Below are 16,298 nucleotides of genomic sequence, written 5' to 3' on the forward strand. Positions count from 1 at the left end.
CATCAATGTGCTAACCAAACTTGCAGATGCTCAGCAACCGGACCTAAGGCCAGCGCTGGGATAAAGGTCAATGCGCCGACCAACAGCACCGTACCTACCAGCAAACCGATAAATAGTGGTCCAGCGGTTGGCAGCGTGCCATTACCCGCGGGTTGCCGCTTCTTCGCCACCAATGAGTTGGCAATGGCTAATACCGGCAGAATCACGCCAAAGCGGCCGAAGAACATGGCGGCAGCCAGCAGCAGGTTATAAAACGGCGTATTGACACTCAGACCAGCAAAGGCGCTGCCGTTATTGTTGGCCGCAGAGGAGAGGGCGTAGAGAACTTCGCTAAAACCATGCGCACCGGGGTTAAGAATCCCCGCCCGCCCGGCATCAGTGCAGAGTGCTAGTGCGGTACCCAGCAGCACGATAGCCGGGGTGACCAGAATGGCCAGCGCGGTCATTTTCATATCAAATACGTCAATTTTCTTGCCAAGATATTCAGGGGTACGACCAATCATCAACCCGGCAATAAAGACGGTCAGCAGCACGAATAGCAGCATGCCGTATAACCCAGAACCGACCCCACCAAACACCACCTCGCCAATCTGCATTAACCACATCGGTACCATGCCACCTAAGGCGGTAAAGGAGTCATGCATGGCGTTAACGGCCCCACAAGAGGCTGCGGTAGTGACCACGGCATACATACTGGTTGCCAGAATGCCGAAGCGGGATTCTTTACCTTCCATATTGATATTGCTGTCGGCACCTAACTGAGTTAAGTGCGGGTTACCGGCCAGTTCTGCATACATCACCACGACTACGGCCACCACAAAAATCAGTGACATAGCCCAGATCAGCGCATGGCCCTGACGGCTATCACCCACCACCTGACCGAAGGCAAAACAGAGTGCACAGGGTATGAGGAAAATCGCCAGCATCTGCACAAAGTTACTAAAAGCAGTTGGGTTTTCAAATGGATGTGCGGAGTTAGCGCCAAAAAAACCGCCGCCGTTGGTCCCCAACATTTTTATGGCTTCCTGCGAGGCTACCGGTCCCATTGGTAGGGTCTGTTTTACCCCTTCAAGGGTGGTGATATGCAGGTAGCCATCCAGGTTTTGTAATACCCCCTGACTGACGAAAATTAGCGCGATAATCAGCGCAATCGGCAGCAACACATATAAGGTGATGCGCACCAGATCGACCCAGGCATTTCCCAGTGTGTGGGCAGAATGGCGGGCAAAGGCACGGATCAGAGCAAAAGCGACGGCAATGCCGGTTGCAGCAGAGAGGAAGTTTTGTACCGTCAGACCGGCCATTTGACTCAGATAGCTGAGGGTGTTTTCGCCGCTATAGGCTTGCCAGTTGGTGTTAGTGACAAAGCTGACCGCGGTATTTAAGGCCAGATGCCATGACATACCCGGCATGTGTTCAGGATTTAGCGGTAACGAACCTTGCGCCATCAACAGCGTGAACAGCAAGGCAATACCCAGTAAGTTAAAGCAGAGAATGGCGAGCGCATATTGCCAGCCGTTCATCTCTTCATTTTTTACACCGCTACAACGCCATAAACCGGCCTCGACTTGGCGCAATGGCGCAAAGGGTTCGCCTTCGATTATGCGAGCCAAAAAGCTCCCCAACGGACGGGACAGCACCAACAACACCAGCATGAAGCTGGCGATAAGCAGAAATCCTGACGCTGCCATTTAAAAATCCTCCGCATTAAACAAGGCATAAACCAGATAGCCAAGAAGCAGTAGGACCAACAGCGCACCACTAATGATGCTGAAACTCACGATACACCTCCATAACGCTTATTTTTAATAACAACAGCTTATGAAGTCGAGCGAAAAGTTCCTGATAAAAAATGGCCGAGAGGTGTAAAAAAAGTATAAAAACGGTCAAAAAATAGACATAAAATGGGTGTAAATTAACCAGTGGCGGCGCAGTATCGCCAATTCTGGCCCTTGAAGGGTTAGGCACTGAGTCAATACATATAATGTGCCAATTACTAAAGAGTACATAACTGTAATGTAACTAATGATTGGTTTTAAATTAACCTTTCTGTAACAAAATTACAGAATTGACAATTTATTTCGGATTTTGACGTAATTGAGTGGTCGGATGAGTGGTAAAATTTCAACCGATACGGTAAAATTTTGTCCAGTTTCCAATTTTGTTTATTTTATTTTTAACGCCAAGTTGTAAATCGACTCTCTGTTTAACCGAGTTGGCTGTTACACCAAGGCGTTTTAAAGGAGGATCGTTATGACCATGTACAACGCATACCCATTGCATCAGGTTCTCTTGCGCCGGAGCGCAGTGATTCTGGTCGGTTTACTGGCACTGCCGGTGATGCTTTTCCGCAAAGATCGCGCCCGTTTTTACAGCTATCTGCACCGGGTTTGGGCTAAAACCAGTGATAAGCCGGTGTGGTTGGCACAGTCTGAATCGGCAATACAGGATTTTTACTGAGATAAATCAGTAAGCTGCTCGTAGATAAAAACGGCGTAAAATTAATGGCCCGTGGGTTAACACTCGCGGGCTTTTTACTGCCTTTATATCTGCCCCAGATATAAAGGTATCAAGCAAGAGCGTGGTTCTCGGGCAACAACTGTTATGCTGTGATGAGAAAAGCTGCCAAGGCCAAGGGAGAATAGAATGCTGGAGAGTAATCAGGTAACCCACAGTATCGAGTACTGCCATGCGCGAGACGAGCTTGATGCGTTATATGCAGCAGGCATAACACGTGGCCAATTGATGGATTTTCATAGCCGCTATAAGTTAGTGCTGTTGGCGCATTCGCAGCCTGAATACCGCGAAATCGGTCCTTTTATTGCCTCAATGGATAGATGGTCATCATTAATTGAGTTTACTGATGAGTATCGTCAGCGTTTACTGCATTTGTTGTCTCATCAGCCAACGTCCGCCAATCACACCAACGTATTAATGCATGTACAGGGTTATTTTCGGCCTTACCTTACGTCAACACAACGTCAGGCATTGGCACAGCTTATCGAGCAGTATCGGGTAGGTGAGTTGCCTTTGAGTGTCCCCATCGGCCAAATAAATGCTTACTTGGTTGAATTCCCGAATGAGTATCTGGCCGGACAACGCTATTTTACATTTTACTCGGCACAAGGATAAGGCATGGCGACGCATCTGGTCTGGTTTCGTAATGATTTACGCGTAACGGATAATCTGGCGCTGCATGCCGCTTGTCAGGACCCACAAGCCACTGTGATTGCGCTATTTATCGCGACCCCTGCACAATGGGCGGCACATGATATGGCCCCTCGGCAGGCCACCTTCCTGCTGCAAAACCTACAACAGTTACAGCACGCACTGGCTATCCGGGCGATACCGCTACACTATCATCAGTGTGATGATTTTCAGGACTCCATTATCTGGCTGGATGATTTTTGTCAGCAGCAGCAAGTTGATGCGCTATTTTTTAACCAACAGTATGAGTTAAATGAACAACTGCGAGATGGGGCGCTAGTGACGCGGCTCAATCATCGGCAAGAAGCCGGTCACACCATTACCTGCCACCGTTTCGATGACAGTGTGTTATTGCCGCCGGGCAGTGTCCTGACCGGTAATAATGAGATGTACAAAGTATTTACCCCGTTTCGTCGTGCTTTTATTCAGCGTTTAATGATGAGTGAATGCCGTTGTGTCCCTGCGCCAAAAACGCGCGATAACGTGGTAGCTGCCATGCCATTACCACTGCTCCCGTTTGACTATCCGCAACAACCGGTAGATAGCCAATTATTTCAGGCAGGCGAAGAGGCGGCATTACATCGCCTGCGCAGTTTTTGTCGCGAGCAGGTTCAGGACTACCAGCAACAACGTGATCTGCCTGCTGTGGCAGGAACCAGTTGTTTGTCACCTTATCTGGCGTTGGGGATACTTTCGCCCCGTCAATGCTTTAACCGCTTGTTGGCAGAATGTCCCGCGTTGCTGGAAAACTCCGACGGCGGTGCTTTTACTTGGCTCAATGAGTTGGTCTGGCGTGAATTTTATCGTCATTTGTTAGTGGCTTATCCGCGTTTATGCCAGCATCGTCCCTTTATTGACTGGACTGATGGCGTAATATGGCATCACTCAGAACAGCAACTACTTGCCTGGCAGCAGGGACAAACAGGTTACCCTATTGTTGATGCAGCTATGCGGCAGTTGAATGAAACCGGCTGGATGCATAACCGCCTGCGAATGATCAGCGCCAGTTTTCTGGTTAAAGACCTGTTGATCGATTGGCGACACGGCGAACGCTATTTTATGTCCCAACTATTGGATGGGGATTTGGCCGCCAATAATGGAGGCTGGCAGTGGGCTGCCTCCACGGGTACTGATGCTGCACCCTATTTTCGTATTTTTAATCCCACCACCCAGGGCGAGCGTTTTGACCCGAGCGGCGTTTTTATCCGCCGTTGGTTACCTGAGCTGGCTAGGGTGCCAGACAGTGATATCCATCAGCCATGGCGCTGGGCGCAGCGGCAACAGCAACATCTGGATTACCCACTACCGCTGGTGGATCATAAGCTGGCCAGATTGGCTACACTCGCGGCATTTGAAGCCGCTAAGCGGGATGGCCGCAAGGATCCCTAATCACCAGGAGCTTGCATGTTTTTGACATATATTTCGACTAAATTCTGTGTTTCAACTAAAACCCATGTTTTAACGAAACCCACGTTATGTACCAATAAGATAACCCACATGGTGCTTAACGCCGGGCTGATTTTATCGTTTAGCCTATATAGCTCGCTGGCAGCGGCCGGTTTTGAGGTGGTGGCACTGGGGGTGGATGGTGGTGTCAGCGATGGCAATCTGACATCTTATCTGATTCGTGATGATAGCCAGCCGGTCTATTTAGCTCTGGATGCCGGTTCGGTGCTACCGGGTATTGCCAAAGCTCTGGAGAAGGGCGCTTTCCCCGATATTACCGATGAAACCGCCGCCCCGCTGACACGTCAGGGTTATATCTTTCGCCAGCGCATCAACAGCTATTTTCTTAGTCATGCCCATCTTGACCATGTTTCCGGCCTGATTATCGGTTCGCCGCAAGACAGCAACAAGCCCCTTTATGCCTCGGCAGACACGATTGATGTATTGCGAAACTACTATTTTAACTGGCGTGTCTGGCCTAACTTTACTGACAGCGGCAGCGGTACCCGGCTGGGAACCTATCGCATGCAAATGGTGCGGCTAAACCAGCCTCTAAGCCTGGGCTTAACCCGTTTGACGGGGGAATTGTATCCACTGAGCCATGATAAGTCCCCCTCTGCTATGTTATTGATCAGTAGTAATAATCAGTCATTTGCCTATTTTGGTGATACTGGCCCGGATGAGATGGAAAAGTCGAAAAATCTGGATACGGTGTGGCGTAACTTGGCCGAAAAGGTTAAACAGCAGCAATTGAAAGGGATGATAATCGAAGTTTCTTTCCCCAATGACGTTGCTGATAACAAGTTGTACGGCCATATGACGCCTAAGTGGTTGCTGAAGGAATTGAAAAATCTGGAGAAATACAGCGGTGAAGGCCAACCATTAAAGGGGCTGCCGGTGGTTATCAGTCATATAAAACCTTCATTTAAACAGGGACAAGATGTGCGTAAAACCATTGCCACTGAGTTGCAACAAGGTAATGATATGGGGGTTAATTTTATCCTGATGGAGCAAGGCGATAGCCAGCGTTTTTAACTACCCATTTATATTTTTTGAGGCTGATGAAATGCGCAATACCGAACTGGAAACTCTACTCAATAGCCAACTGAATATCTCGGCTTTTCAAGACTATGCACCCAATGGTTTGCAAGTTGAGGGGCGCGAAGAGATCAAGCGCATTGTCACCGGCGTGACCGCCAGCCAGGCACTATTGGATGCTGCGGTTGGGCAACAGGCCGATGCTATTTTGGTTCATCACGGTTATTTTTGGAAAAATGAACCGGTCGTGGTGCGTGGAATGAAACGTAACCGGCTGAAAACATTGCTTACCAACGATATCAATTTGTATGGCTACCATTTGCCACTGGATGCTCATCCTGAATTAGGCAATAACGCGCAATTGGCTAAATTACTGGGTATTCGGGTGTCGGGTGAAATTGAATCTTTCTTACCTTATGGTGAGTTTGATGCACCGTTAAATGCGGTAATTTTACGTGAACGGCTGGAAAAATTGTTGGGCCGTGAGGTATTACATTGTGGTGATCGAGCGCCAGTAGATGTGCGTCGTCTTGCCTGGTGTACCGGCGGCGGGCAGGGTTTTATCCAACAAGCGGCTGATTTTGGTGTTGATGCATTTATCACTGGTGAAGTTTCAGAGCAAACAATTCATATTGCCCGGGAGATGGGCGTGAATTTTTATGCTGCGGGGCATCACGCCACTGAGCGCTACGGTATCAAGGCGTTAGGCGAATGGTTGGCTAGCAAGCATCAATTTGAAGTTATCTTTATCGATATCCCCAATCCCGCCTGACCATTATGCAACATTATGCACTGGTAATAAGTATCGGTGCATAATCTACTGTAGGTATCTCCTTGTTTATGTGCAATTAAACCATACTTTAAACAAGGTTTTATCCTCTCTCTGGCTATTTAAAATCATCATCTGGCCATAGTTGGATGATAAAGCGACAGTTTTTAAGAATGTTTGCTCTCTATAGCCTGATTCTAAATAAGAAAAGAATCGATTATTTACCACTTTCCTTCGTAAAAAACTTCAAAATACGCTGTTTTTAGCGGTTAATTTCAGGATTTACATTGAATCTAGTGATTGCTGATATCTATTGGTTGATTCAGTTCTATTGACAGCAGTTAGGTGCTAACGCATAAATATGTCCTTATAAAAGCTATTTATCTAATGAAAATAAAAACTATACATGTCTTAGGGGGACGGGAGTGCAAAGAGCACGATGCTATTTATTGGGAGAGAGTGCGGTGGTTCTGGAATTGGAACCGCCGGTAACATTAGCAAGCCAGCAACGGATCTGGGGCTTAGCTGATCGTCTGATTCATCATCCTGATGTCCTTGAAGCGATTCCGGGTATGAATAATCTGACTCTATTATTGTCAGATCCACAAAATACGGCGCTGGACGCCATTGAACGCCTCCAACGCTGGTGGGAGGAGAGCGAATCATTAGTGCCTGAATCACGTGATATCACCATTCCAGTGATTTATGGCGGTGAGGCAGGCCCAGACCTGGCTGAAGTGGCTCGTCACACTGGCATGACAGAGCGTCAGGTGGTGGAGTGCCACGCTGGCGCGAGCTATATCGTCTATTTTTTGGGGTTCCAGCCGGGCTTCTCATATCTGGGGGGGATGCCGGAAAAACTCGCCACGCCACGGCGTGCTGAACCACGTTTAGTGGTCGCGCCCGGTTCTGTCGGTATTGGCGGTAGCCAAACCGGTATCTATCCACTGGCAACGCCCGGCGGCTGGCAACTTATTGGCCGCACATCATTGGCACTGTTTAACCCGCTGGAGATGCCGCCAACCTTGTTACGGCCCGGCGATAATGTGCGCTTCCTGCCCTTAAAGGAGGGCGTATGCTGAATATTATTCGTTCAGGTATTTATACCACAGTACAAGACAGTGGCCGTGGCGGTTTTCGCCGTTTGGGAATCAGCCAGGGTGGGGCACTCGATTTACCGGCGCTCAGCATGGCAAATATGCTGGTAGGTAATGAGCCTGATGCTGCCGGGCTGGAAATTACCCTTGGTCAGTTTACGGCACAATTTACGCAACCAGGCTGGATAGCGGTGACAGGAGCCGGTTGCGATGCCCGGCTTGATAACCAATTGCTGTGGACCGGCTGGCGTTATCCGGTCAAGCCGGGGCAGCAGCTAAAACTCAGTGTGCCACATCGGGGAATGCGCAGCTATTTAGCCATCTCTGGAGGGATTGCAGTACCGGAGATGTTGGGTTCACGCAGCACCGACCTGAAAGCCGGTTTTGGCGGTTATCAGGGGCGACTGATCAAAGATGGCGACACCCTGCCATTAGGCCAAGCCACACGTTTACCACGTGAATCAGTCGGTATCAAACAACTGTTATTTGGTAACCGTGTCCGGGCTGTTCCTGGCCCGGAATATCATGAGTTCGACGATATCGCACAGGGTGCTTTTTGGCGTGAAGCCTGGCAACTCAGCCCACAGAGCAACCGTATGGGATATCGCCTGACCGGGCGCGAATTAGCGCGCACCACGGACCGCGAGATGCTATCCCACGGATTATTACCTGGCGTGGTGCAAGTGCCGCACAACGGCCAGCCGATTGTGCTGATGGCTGATGCGCAGACAACCGGCGGTTATCCGCGCATTGCCTGCGTTATCGAAGCAGATCTTTATCATTTAGCTCAGCTTAGGCTCGGCGAACCAGTGCATTTTGTGCCATGCACAGTTGAGGAGGCGCTGCGGGCCAAAGCGGAGCAACAGCATTTCTTAAAACAGATCGAATGGGGTTTACAGCAAGGATTCGATGCGACGGAGGCCAAATGAAGATTGATTTAAACGCCGACTTAGGTGAAGGCTGCGCTAATGATCAAGCACTGCTGCAATTGGTCAGTTCAGCCAATATTGCCTGTGGCTTTCATGCCGGTGATGCGCAGACCATGCGCCAGTCGGTGCGCTGGGCTATGGAATATGGCGTTGCTATCGGTGCGCATCCGAGTTTCCCTGATCGCGAGAATTTTGGTCGAACCGCGATGCAGTTACCCCCTGAGACGGTGTATGCCCAAGTGGTTTATCAATTAGGTGCCTTGGCAGCTATCGTGAAGGCGGAGGGCGGCGTGATGCAACATGTGAAGCCTCATGGCATGTTGTATAACCAGGCGGCGGTTGATCCTCTGCTGGCGGATGCCATAGCGAAAGCGGTGAAAGCCGTGGACACGTCGTTACGGCTGGTTGGATTGGCGGGAAGCGAATTGATCCGTGCCGGTGAACGCGCAGGTTTGGTGACCCGACAAGAGGTATTCGCTGATCGTCGCTATCAGCCTGATGGCACTCTAGTGCCGCGCAGCCAGCCAGATGCCTTAATTGAAAGTGACGAGTTGGCGTTGTCACAAACGTTGGCAATGGTGCAGCGTCAGCAGGTTCAGGCTCGTGATAGCAGTTGGGTAGCGGTACAGGCGGATACAGTATGCGTCCACGGTGATGGAGCCCATGCCTTGGATTTTGCCCGCCGTTTACGCCACAGTTTTCAGCAGCAAAATATCACGGTAACCGCGCAGTAAGATGGACGTTGGGCAGTAAAAATTATAACCGCCTGGCCCGGGTGGAATGGCTTCATCAATTAGCTACATATCACACTTTATAACAACACTTTAGGACAGGAGAGTCACCTTGGAACAAACGGTAAACCTTTGGCCGCTAATTGGTATTGCGGCGATCGTAATCGGATTTTTACTGCGTATCAACGCAGTACTGGTGGTGATTACCGCCGGTATCATCACTGGTCTGGCGGCGCTAATGCCAATGGCCACTATTTTGGAAAAACTGGGTGAAGGTTTTCTCAATACCCGCAACCTGCCTCTGATTCTGTTACTGCCACTGGCTGTTATCGGCTTGCTGGAGCGCCACGGCTTGAAAGAGCGAGCGCAGGCGTGGATTTCACAAATTAAAAGTGCCACCTCTGGCCGTTTATTGATTGTGTATCTGTTTGTGCGTGAAGCGACAGCCGCGCTGGGTTTAACCAGTCTGGGTGGTCATCCGCAAATGGTACGGCCATTACTGGCACCGATGGCAGAAGGGGCGGCTGAAACCCGTTATGGTGAGTTACCGGAGAAAGTGCGTTATCGCCTGCGTGCAATGTCTGCCGCGACCGATAACGTTGGGTTGTTCTTCGGTGAAGATATTTTTGTCGCTTTCGGTGCGATTATTTTTATGCACAACTTTATGCTGGAATCCGGTGGCATTCAGACCGAGCCGTTACACATTGCGTTGTGGGGTATCCCGACGGCGATTTGTGCTTTCCTGATCCACGCCTACCGTTTGCAACGTTTGGATAAACACCTCGCCGCTGAGTTAACCGCGCTGAGTCAGTCTGCTTTGGCTACCAAGGGAGACGCAAAATGATTTTCCAACAACAATATCTTTATTGGCTGGCTGGCGTAGTGCTGTTGATTGTCGCGTTAATGTCATTTCGTGATAAGGCCAACCCGCGCCGTATCACCACCGGTTTATTTTGGGGATTATACGGGCTGATTTTCCTGGTGGGTGATTGGACCTATCGTCTGGCCAATACTTTGGCGGGCGAGGGACCGGATGAGAAGCGCATTCTGAATATTACTGTCGGTGTGGTGGTGGTGATTATGGCGCTGATTGCCGGTTTTGGTGGGGTAAAACTGGGTAGCTATCATCAACGCACTCCAGAACAGCGCGAAGTGAGTGCCAAGCGTTTGGGGAACCGGCTGTTCATCCCGGCATTGGCTATCCCAGTGGTGACGGTTATTGGCGTGCTGCTGTTTAACAATATCCCCGCGCTGGATCAATGGCTGTTTGGCACCGGCAACCACGCCACCTTAGTCACCTTATTCTCGATGACTGTTGGTTGTGTTCTCGGTTTGATTATTGCGGTCGTCATGACCCACGAAACCGCGGCACAACCGGTGCAGGAAGCTCGGCGTTTGCTCGATTCCATCGGCTGGGCATTTATCTTGCCACAGATATTGGCCACCCTTGGCCTGCTGTTTACCACCGCCGGGGTCGGAACTGCTATTGCCCATCTGACACAGGAATATCTGGCAGTCGATCATCGCTTTGTCGCCGTAGCGGTCTATGCTATTGGCATGGCACTGTTAACCATGATCATGGGTAATGCCTTTGCTGCTTTCCCCATCGTCACTGCCGGTATCGGTATTCCAATTTTAGTATTGCAACACGGCGGTAATCCCGCAGTGATGGCAGCTATTGGTATGTTCTCAGGGTACTGCGGTACCTTAATGACGCCGATGGCAGCCAACTTTAATATCGTTCCTGCTGCGTTACTGGAGTTGCCGGATAAGAATGCGGTGATTAAAGTCCAGATTCCAACCGGGGTGACTCTATTGATTGTTAACGTATTCTTGCTGTATTTCCTGATGTTCCTCTAGGAGTGGTGATGAGAAGTGTATTAATTACCGGGTTTGAGCCATTTGGTGGGGAGCGAGTAAATCCTTCTTGGGAAGTGGTCAAACAATTGAATGATTTAATGCTGGGTGGGGTCAGAGTGGTGGCTCGCCAGTTGCCTTGCGCCTTTGGTGAAGCATTAATTGCGTTGAATGCCGCGATAGATGAAATTCAGCCAGTATTGGTGTTGGCTGTCGGTCAGGCCGGGGGACGCGCCGATATTACTATCGAACGGGTAGCTATTAACGTTGATGATGCCCGTATTCCTGACAATTTGGGGAATCAACCGGTAGATCAGCCGATAGTTGAGGATGGCCCGGCGGCATACTTTACCCGTTTGCCCATCAAGGCGATGGTGCAGGGTATCCGTGAGGCGGGCATTCCGGCCTCGGTCTCCCAGACGGCCGGAACCTATGTCTGTAACCATGTGATGTACGGGTTATTGCATCGGTTAAACCAGCTCAATAGTGAGGTGAAGGGTGGTTTCATTCATATCCCTTATCTGCCGGAACAGGCGGTAGCTCACCCCGGATCACCCAGTATGTCAACACATTCAGTGCTGGTAGCCTTAGAACTGGCTATCTCTATTGCCATGCAAATTGAACACGATCTGCATATATCAGGCGGCGCGATCCACTGATTTCTCTATAAAAAAACGCCACCTTCACCGGTGGCGCTCTCATCATAAACAGTCTAATTACTCTGCTTATTTCTTCAGTTGACTATTGAAGTCACGTTCGGCATAACCGGTATAAAGCTGACGCGGACGGGCAATTTTAAGGCCCTCATCGTGCATTTCATTCCAGTGAGCAATCCAGCCAATGGTACGGGCTATCGCGAACATCACGGTAAACATTGAAGACGGGATCCCCATGGCTTTCAGGATGATACCTGAATAGAAGTCCACGTTTGGATATAGCTTTTTCTCAACGAAGTAGGGGTCTTCCAGTGCGATACGTTCCAGCTCTTTCGCGACAGCAAATAGGCTGTCATTTTCCAGTTTGAGTTCTTTCAATACCTCATCACAGGTTTCTTTCATCACCGTAGCGCGCGGATCGTAATTCTTATACACGCGGTGACCGAAGCCCATCAGGCGGAATGAGTCGTTTTTATCCTTCGCGCGTTTGATAAATTCTGGAATATGCTCGACAGATTTAATCTCTTCCAGCATTTTCAGGCAGGCTTCGTTCGCGCCGCCGTGAGCTGGCCCCCACAGGGATGCTATCCCCGCGGCGATACAGGCAAACGGGTTAGCGCCCGAAGAACCTGCGGTGCGCACAGTAGAGGTAGAGGCGTTCTGTTCGTGGTCGGCATGTAGGATAAAAATACGATCCATCGCGCGTTCCAGCACCGGGTTGACTTCATACTCTTCGCACGGTGTGGAGAACATCATACGCAGGAAGTTACCGGCATAGGACAGGTCGTTACGTGGATAAACAAACGGCTGGCCGATGGAATATTTATAACACATGGCAGCCACTGTTGGCATTTTAGACAGCAGACGGAAGGCGGTAATTTCACGATGGCGCTCGTTGTTTACATCCAGTGCGTCATGGTAGAACGCGGCCAGTGCACCGGTCACTCCGCATAATACAGCCATCGGATGTGAGTCGCGACGGAACCCACGGAACAAGCTGGTGATTTGCTCGTGGATCATGGTGTGGCGGGTTACTGTCGCTTTGAAGGTTTCATACTCTTCTGCTGTGGGGGTTTCGCCGTACAGCAAAATGTAGCAAACTTCCAGATAAGTAGAGTTTTTTGCCAATTGATCAATAGGGTATCCACGATGCAGTAGGATCCCTTTATCACCATCGATAAACGTGATTTTTGATTCGCAGGACGCGGTAGAGGTAAACCCAGGGTCATAGGTAAAATACCCTTTAGAACCTAAAGTGCTGACGTCGATCACGTCAGTGCCGAGGGTTGGGGATAGAACCTTCAGTTCAATCGCAGCTTCGCCTGCCAGATTCAGCGTCGCTTTTTTATCAGCCATTTACAGTCTCCTTCGCGCTTATTTTAAAAACCGCTAACAACTGGAATGTCTTAGATGCCTGTAGGGCATTATCTTATCGGCACTGCTCTGTTTGATTCACGATTAAACGTTTTATTCACGATTAAAACATGATTTAGGGTACAGAGTGTCTTACCAATGCGGCCAGCGATCCGAGAGGCTGGATCGATAGCGACGTTACAAAGTTGTTAACGATTTGTCGGATGCTTATCGTTTATAGTTCATTGCCTACGATATCTATGGGGATATTCACTTAATACACTGTTGCATAACTTAGGCTTATGGGGAAGTGTATCCGCAGACCTTTAGTGCATCATAGGGCTTATTTCTACCCTAGTTGTAATGGAAATGTTTATTCTTTGTCAAATCAGATAATTAATTTTATATAAATTGTGTAAATCGTGATCCTAATCACTGTTCAGGGGAAATGTTACCAATCGGTTTGTGTGGGAATTGTAATAAGAATGTGAACCCCCTATACTGCCGCCAGGTCTCCGGATTACCCTGAAGTAGGAGCACCCAGCGTTATATAGAACACGTCATTTAGGCATGCAGGATGTTATGTTTAAATGTGCGATGTGAAGGGTTTCGGCTCTTAACGCTGTCTGATCCCAACAAGGCCCGGAGGAAGGAAAATAATAAGAGCTGTGTGGGCAAAACCGTGAAAAAACAAAGACCTGTCAACTTGGATCTGCAAACGATTCGATTTCCCGTTACTGCGATAGCGTCCATTTTACACCGAGTCTCTGGCGTAATTACTTTCGTTGCCGTTGGTATCCTCCTTTGGCTGTTAGGTTTGTCTGTTTCCTCGCAAGAGGGATTCATGCAAGCAGCGGCTGTCATGAATAGTTTTATTGTTAAATTCATCTTCTGGGGAATACTTACTGCGCTGGCCTATCACGTTTGCGGTGGCATCCGTCACTTGCTTATGGATTTTGGCTACATCGAAGAGAGCTTGGCTGCGGGGACCCGCTCCGCACAAGTAACAATGGTGTTAACCTTGGTGCTGTCAGTTTTAGCTGGAGTCCTCGTATGGTAAGCAATGCTTCTGCGTTAGGGCGTAATGGAGTACACGACTGGCTGTTACTGCGTGCTTCTGCAATCGTCATCACTCTTTATATTCTTTATATCCTGGGCTTCGTCGTTATTGTCCCGGACATCACCTATGAAATCTGGCGCGGCTTTTTTGCCTCGCACATCACAAAAGTATTTACCCTGCTGACCTTGCTGTCGATTCTGGCTCACGCTTGGATTGGTCTGTGGCAGGTATTAACGGACTATATAAAGCCGCTAGCGGTACGACTGGTGTTACAACTGGCCGTTGTGGTTACGCTGCTGGTCTATCTATTGTATGGAACAATTGTGGTGTGGGGTGCTTAAATGAAACTGCCGGTCAGAGAGTTTGACGCTGTCGTCGTCGGTGCAGGTGGTGCAGGTATGCGCGCCGCACTGCAAATTTCACAAATGGGGCTGTCTTGTGCCCTGATATCTAAAGTTTTCCCTACCCGTTCCCATACGGTATCTGCGCAGGGCGGTATTACCGTGGCGCTGGGTAATACCCATGAAGATAACTGGGAATGGCATATGTATGACACGGTAAAAGGTTCCGATTATATCGGTGACCAGGATGCCATTGAATATATGTGTAAAACCGGTCCAGAAGCGGTACTCGAACTGGAACATATGGGGTTACCTTTCTCCCGTTTAGAAGATGGCAGCATTTATCAGCGGCCATTTGGTGGGCAATCGCGCAACTTTGGTGGTGAGCAGGCGGCGCGAACTGCGGCAGCCGCAGACCGTACCGGCCATGCGCTATTACACACCCTTTATCAGCAAAACCTGAAAAACCACACCACTATCTTCTCTGAGTGGTATGCACTGGATCTGGTGAAAAATCAGGATGGCGCCTTCGTTGGCTGTACTGCTATCTGTATTGAAACCGGTGAAGTGGTCTATTTCAAAGCGCGGGCCACGGTGCTGGCCACCGGTGGTGCGGGTCGTATCTATCAATCAACCACCAATGCGCACATTAATACCGGTGACGGCGTGGGGATGGCACTGCGTGCCGGTGTACCGGTGCAGGATATGGAAATGTGGCAGTTCCACCCGACGGGTATCGCTGGGGCGGGGGTGCTGGTTACCGAGGGTTGCCGTGGTGAAGGTGGCTATCTGCTGAATAAGCACGGTGAACGCTTTATGGAACGTTATGCCCCGAACGCCAAAGATTTGGCGGGTCGTGACGTGGTTGCACGTTCCATTATGATTGAAATCCGTGAAGGTCGTGGCTGTGATGGTCCTTGGGGCCCACATGCCAAACTGAAATTAGATCACTTGGGTAAAGATGTGCTGGAATCCCGCCTGCCGGGCATCCTTGAGTTATCTCGCACCTTTGCTCATGTTGACCCAATCAAAGAGCCTATTCCGGTTATTCCAACCTGTCATTACATGATGGGCGGTATTCCGACCAAAGTGACCGGCCAGGCAATTACAGTAAATGAAAAGGGTGAAGATGTTGTCATCCCTGGTTTGTTTGCGGTCGGTGAAATCGCCTGTGTTTCCGTCCACGGTGCCAACCGCCTGGGGGGCAACTCATTGCTGGACCTGGTGGTGTTTGGTCGTGCTGCCGGTATGCATCTGCAAGAGTCATTACTGGAGCAGGGTGCTAGCCGCGATGCCAGCGAATCAGATATTGAAGCCTCACTGGAACGAATGAACCGTTGGAACAACACCCGTTCAGGTGAAGATCCCGTTGAGATCCGCAAAGCACTGCAATCTTGCATGCAGCATAACTTCTCGGTATTCCGCGAAGGTGATGCGATGGCGAAAGGATTGGAAGAGTTAAGAACTATCCGCGAACGTCTGCAAAATGCCCGTCTGGATGACACTTCCAGCGAGTTCAATACCCAGCGTATTGAATGTCTGGAATTGGATAACCTGATGGAAACTGCGTTTTCCACCGCCGTATCAGCAAACTTCCGTACCGAAAGTCGTGGTGCTCATAGCCGCTTCGACTTCCCGGACCGTGATGATGCTAACTGGCTGTGCCATTCGCTCTATTTGCCAGACACTGAGAGCATGACCCGCCGTGAGGTAAACATGCAGCCTAAGCTACGCGCGGCATTCCCGCCGAAAGTGCGTTCTTATTAATGCATGTGTTGTGTTGATAGGGTTAAACCTAACCCGTTGCGGAGGAA

At 49.7% G+C, this 16,298-nt stretch carries 17 protein-coding genes; 14 read left to right on the forward strand and 3 right to left on the reverse strand.

Going from position 1 to position 16,298, the window contains the following annotated elements; translation table 11 throughout:
* Nucleotides 1-2: 2 nt before the first annotated feature.
* Entirely contained in the window at nucleotides 3-1,691 is a 1,689-nt protein-coding gene (gene kdpA, locus ACWJJO_RS07055) for a potassium-transporting ATPase subunit KdpA (protein ID WP_083159617.1), read from the reverse strand.
* Nucleotides 1,692-1,781, reverse strand: coding sequence for a K(+)-transporting ATPase subunit F (locus tag ACWJJO_RS07060; protein WP_032907040.1), 90 nt, complete (start codon nucleotides 1,779-1,781; stop codon nucleotides 1,692-1,694).
* A gap of 472 nt (nucleotides 1,782-2,253) precedes the next feature.
* On the opposite strand from ACWJJO_RS07060, the gene ACWJJO_RS07065 reads away from it, so the two are divergent.
* The 11 genes from ACWJJO_RS07065 to pcp all read left to right on the forward strand — a co-directional run bounded on the left by ACWJJO_RS07065 (nucleotide 2,254) and on the right by pcp (nucleotide 11,733).
* Nucleotides 2,254-2,460: a YbfA family protein gene (locus ACWJJO_RS07065; RefSeq protein WP_083159616.1), complete on the forward strand. Its 207-nt coding sequence runs from the start codon at nucleotides 2,254-2,256 to the stop codon at nucleotides 2,458-2,460.
* A gap of 186 nt (nucleotides 2,461-2,646) precedes the next feature.
* Complete coding sequence (locus tag ACWJJO_RS07070) at nucleotides 2,647-3,132, forward strand: YbgA family protein (RefSeq protein ID WP_083159615.1); 486 nt, start codon at nucleotides 2,647-2,649, stop codon at nucleotides 3,130-3,132.
* Between the two features lie 3 nt (nucleotides 3,133-3,135).
* Nucleotides 3,136-4,596 (forward strand): deoxyribodipyrimidine photo-lyase, encoded by a 1,461-nt coding sequence (gene phrB / locus ACWJJO_RS07075; RefSeq protein ID WP_481090857.1) that lies wholly within the window; start codon nucleotides 3,136-3,138, stop codon nucleotides 4,594-4,596.
* Nucleotides 4,597-4,704: 108 nt separating this feature from the next.
* Nucleotides 4,705-5,688: an MBL fold metallo-hydrolase gene (locus ACWJJO_RS07080; protein ID WP_481091567.1), complete on the forward strand. Its 984-nt coding sequence runs from the start codon at nucleotides 4,705-4,707 to the stop codon at nucleotides 5,686-5,688.
* 31 nt (nucleotides 5,689-5,719) lie between these two features.
* The gene (locus tag ACWJJO_RS07085) at nucleotides 5,720-6,463 is read left to right on the forward strand and encodes a type 2 GTP cyclohydrolase I (protein WP_083159613.1); all 744 of its coding nucleotides are present in this window, start codon (nucleotides 5,720-5,722) and stop codon (nucleotides 6,461-6,463) included.
* 422 nt (nucleotides 6,464-6,885) lie between these two features.
* Nucleotides 6,886-7,542, forward strand: a complete 657-nt coding sequence (pxpB, locus tag ACWJJO_RS07090; protein ID WP_050086195.1) for a 5-oxoprolinase subunit PxpB — start codon at nucleotides 6,886-6,888, stop codon at nucleotides 7,540-7,542.
* On the forward strand, nucleotides 7,536-8,486 hold the full coding sequence (gene pxpC / locus ACWJJO_RS07095; RefSeq protein ID WP_372568866.1) for a 5-oxoprolinase subunit PxpC: 951 nt from the start codon (nucleotides 7,536-7,538) through the stop codon (nucleotides 8,484-8,486). Before pxpB ends, pxpC begins: the two co-directional genes overlap by 7 nt.
* The gene (pxpA, locus tag ACWJJO_RS07100) at nucleotides 8,483-9,220 is read left to right on the forward strand and encodes a 5-oxoprolinase subunit PxpA (protein WP_083159610.1); all 738 of its coding nucleotides are present in this window, start codon (nucleotides 8,483-8,485) and stop codon (nucleotides 9,218-9,220) included. Before pxpC ends, pxpA begins: the two co-directional genes overlap by 4 nt.
* Before the next feature lie 109 nt (nucleotides 9,221-9,329).
* Complete coding sequence (locus ACWJJO_RS07105; RefSeq protein ID WP_372558356.1) at nucleotides 9,330-10,061, forward strand: DUF969 domain-containing protein; 732 nt, start codon at nucleotides 9,330-9,332, stop codon at nucleotides 10,059-10,061.
* Nucleotides 10,058-11,077, forward strand: coding sequence for a DUF979 domain-containing protein (locus ACWJJO_RS07110; protein ID WP_481090858.1), 1,020 nt, complete (start codon nucleotides 10,058-10,060; stop codon nucleotides 11,075-11,077). The genes ACWJJO_RS07105 and ACWJJO_RS07110 overlap by 4 nt, the downstream gene beginning before the upstream one ends.
* 8 nt (nucleotides 11,078-11,085) lie before the next feature.
* The gene (gene pcp / locus ACWJJO_RS07115; RefSeq protein ID WP_083159607.1) at nucleotides 11,086-11,733 is read left to right on the forward strand and encodes a pyroglutamyl-peptidase I; all 648 of its coding nucleotides are present in this window, start codon (nucleotides 11,086-11,088) and stop codon (nucleotides 11,731-11,733) included.
* 66 nt (nucleotides 11,734-11,799) lie between these two features.
* On the opposite strand, the gene ACWJJO_RS07120 is transcribed toward pcp, so the two are convergent.
* The gene (locus ACWJJO_RS07120; RefSeq protein ID WP_083159605.1) at nucleotides 11,800-13,086 is read right to left on the reverse strand and encodes a citrate synthase; all 1,287 of its coding nucleotides are present in this window, start codon (nucleotides 13,084-13,086) and stop codon (nucleotides 11,800-11,802) included.
* Nucleotides 13,087-13,753: 667 nt separating this feature from the next.
* Here ACWJJO_RS07120 and sdhC point away from each other — a divergent pair.
* The 3 genes from sdhC to sdhA are packed head-to-tail and all read left to right on the forward strand — an operon-like array spanning nucleotide 13,754 to nucleotide 16,251.
* A complete protein-coding gene (gene sdhC / locus ACWJJO_RS07125) occupies nucleotides 13,754-14,143 on the forward strand; it encodes a succinate dehydrogenase cytochrome b556 subunit (RefSeq protein ID WP_083163805.1) in 390 nt (129 codons plus the stop codon).
* Nucleotides 14,137-14,484, forward strand: coding sequence for a succinate dehydrogenase membrane anchor subunit (sdhD, locus tag ACWJJO_RS07130; RefSeq protein ID WP_050098880.1), 348 nt, complete (start codon nucleotides 14,137-14,139; stop codon nucleotides 14,482-14,484). Before sdhC ends, sdhD begins: the two co-directional genes overlap by 7 nt.
* A complete protein-coding gene (sdhA, locus tag ACWJJO_RS07135; protein WP_083159603.1) occupies nucleotides 14,485-16,251 on the forward strand; it encodes a succinate dehydrogenase flavoprotein subunit in 1,767 nt (588 codons plus the stop codon).
* Nucleotides 16,252-16,298 lie beyond the last annotated feature (47 nt).

The sequence above is a fragment of the Yersinia antarctica genome, assembly GCF_056636475.1.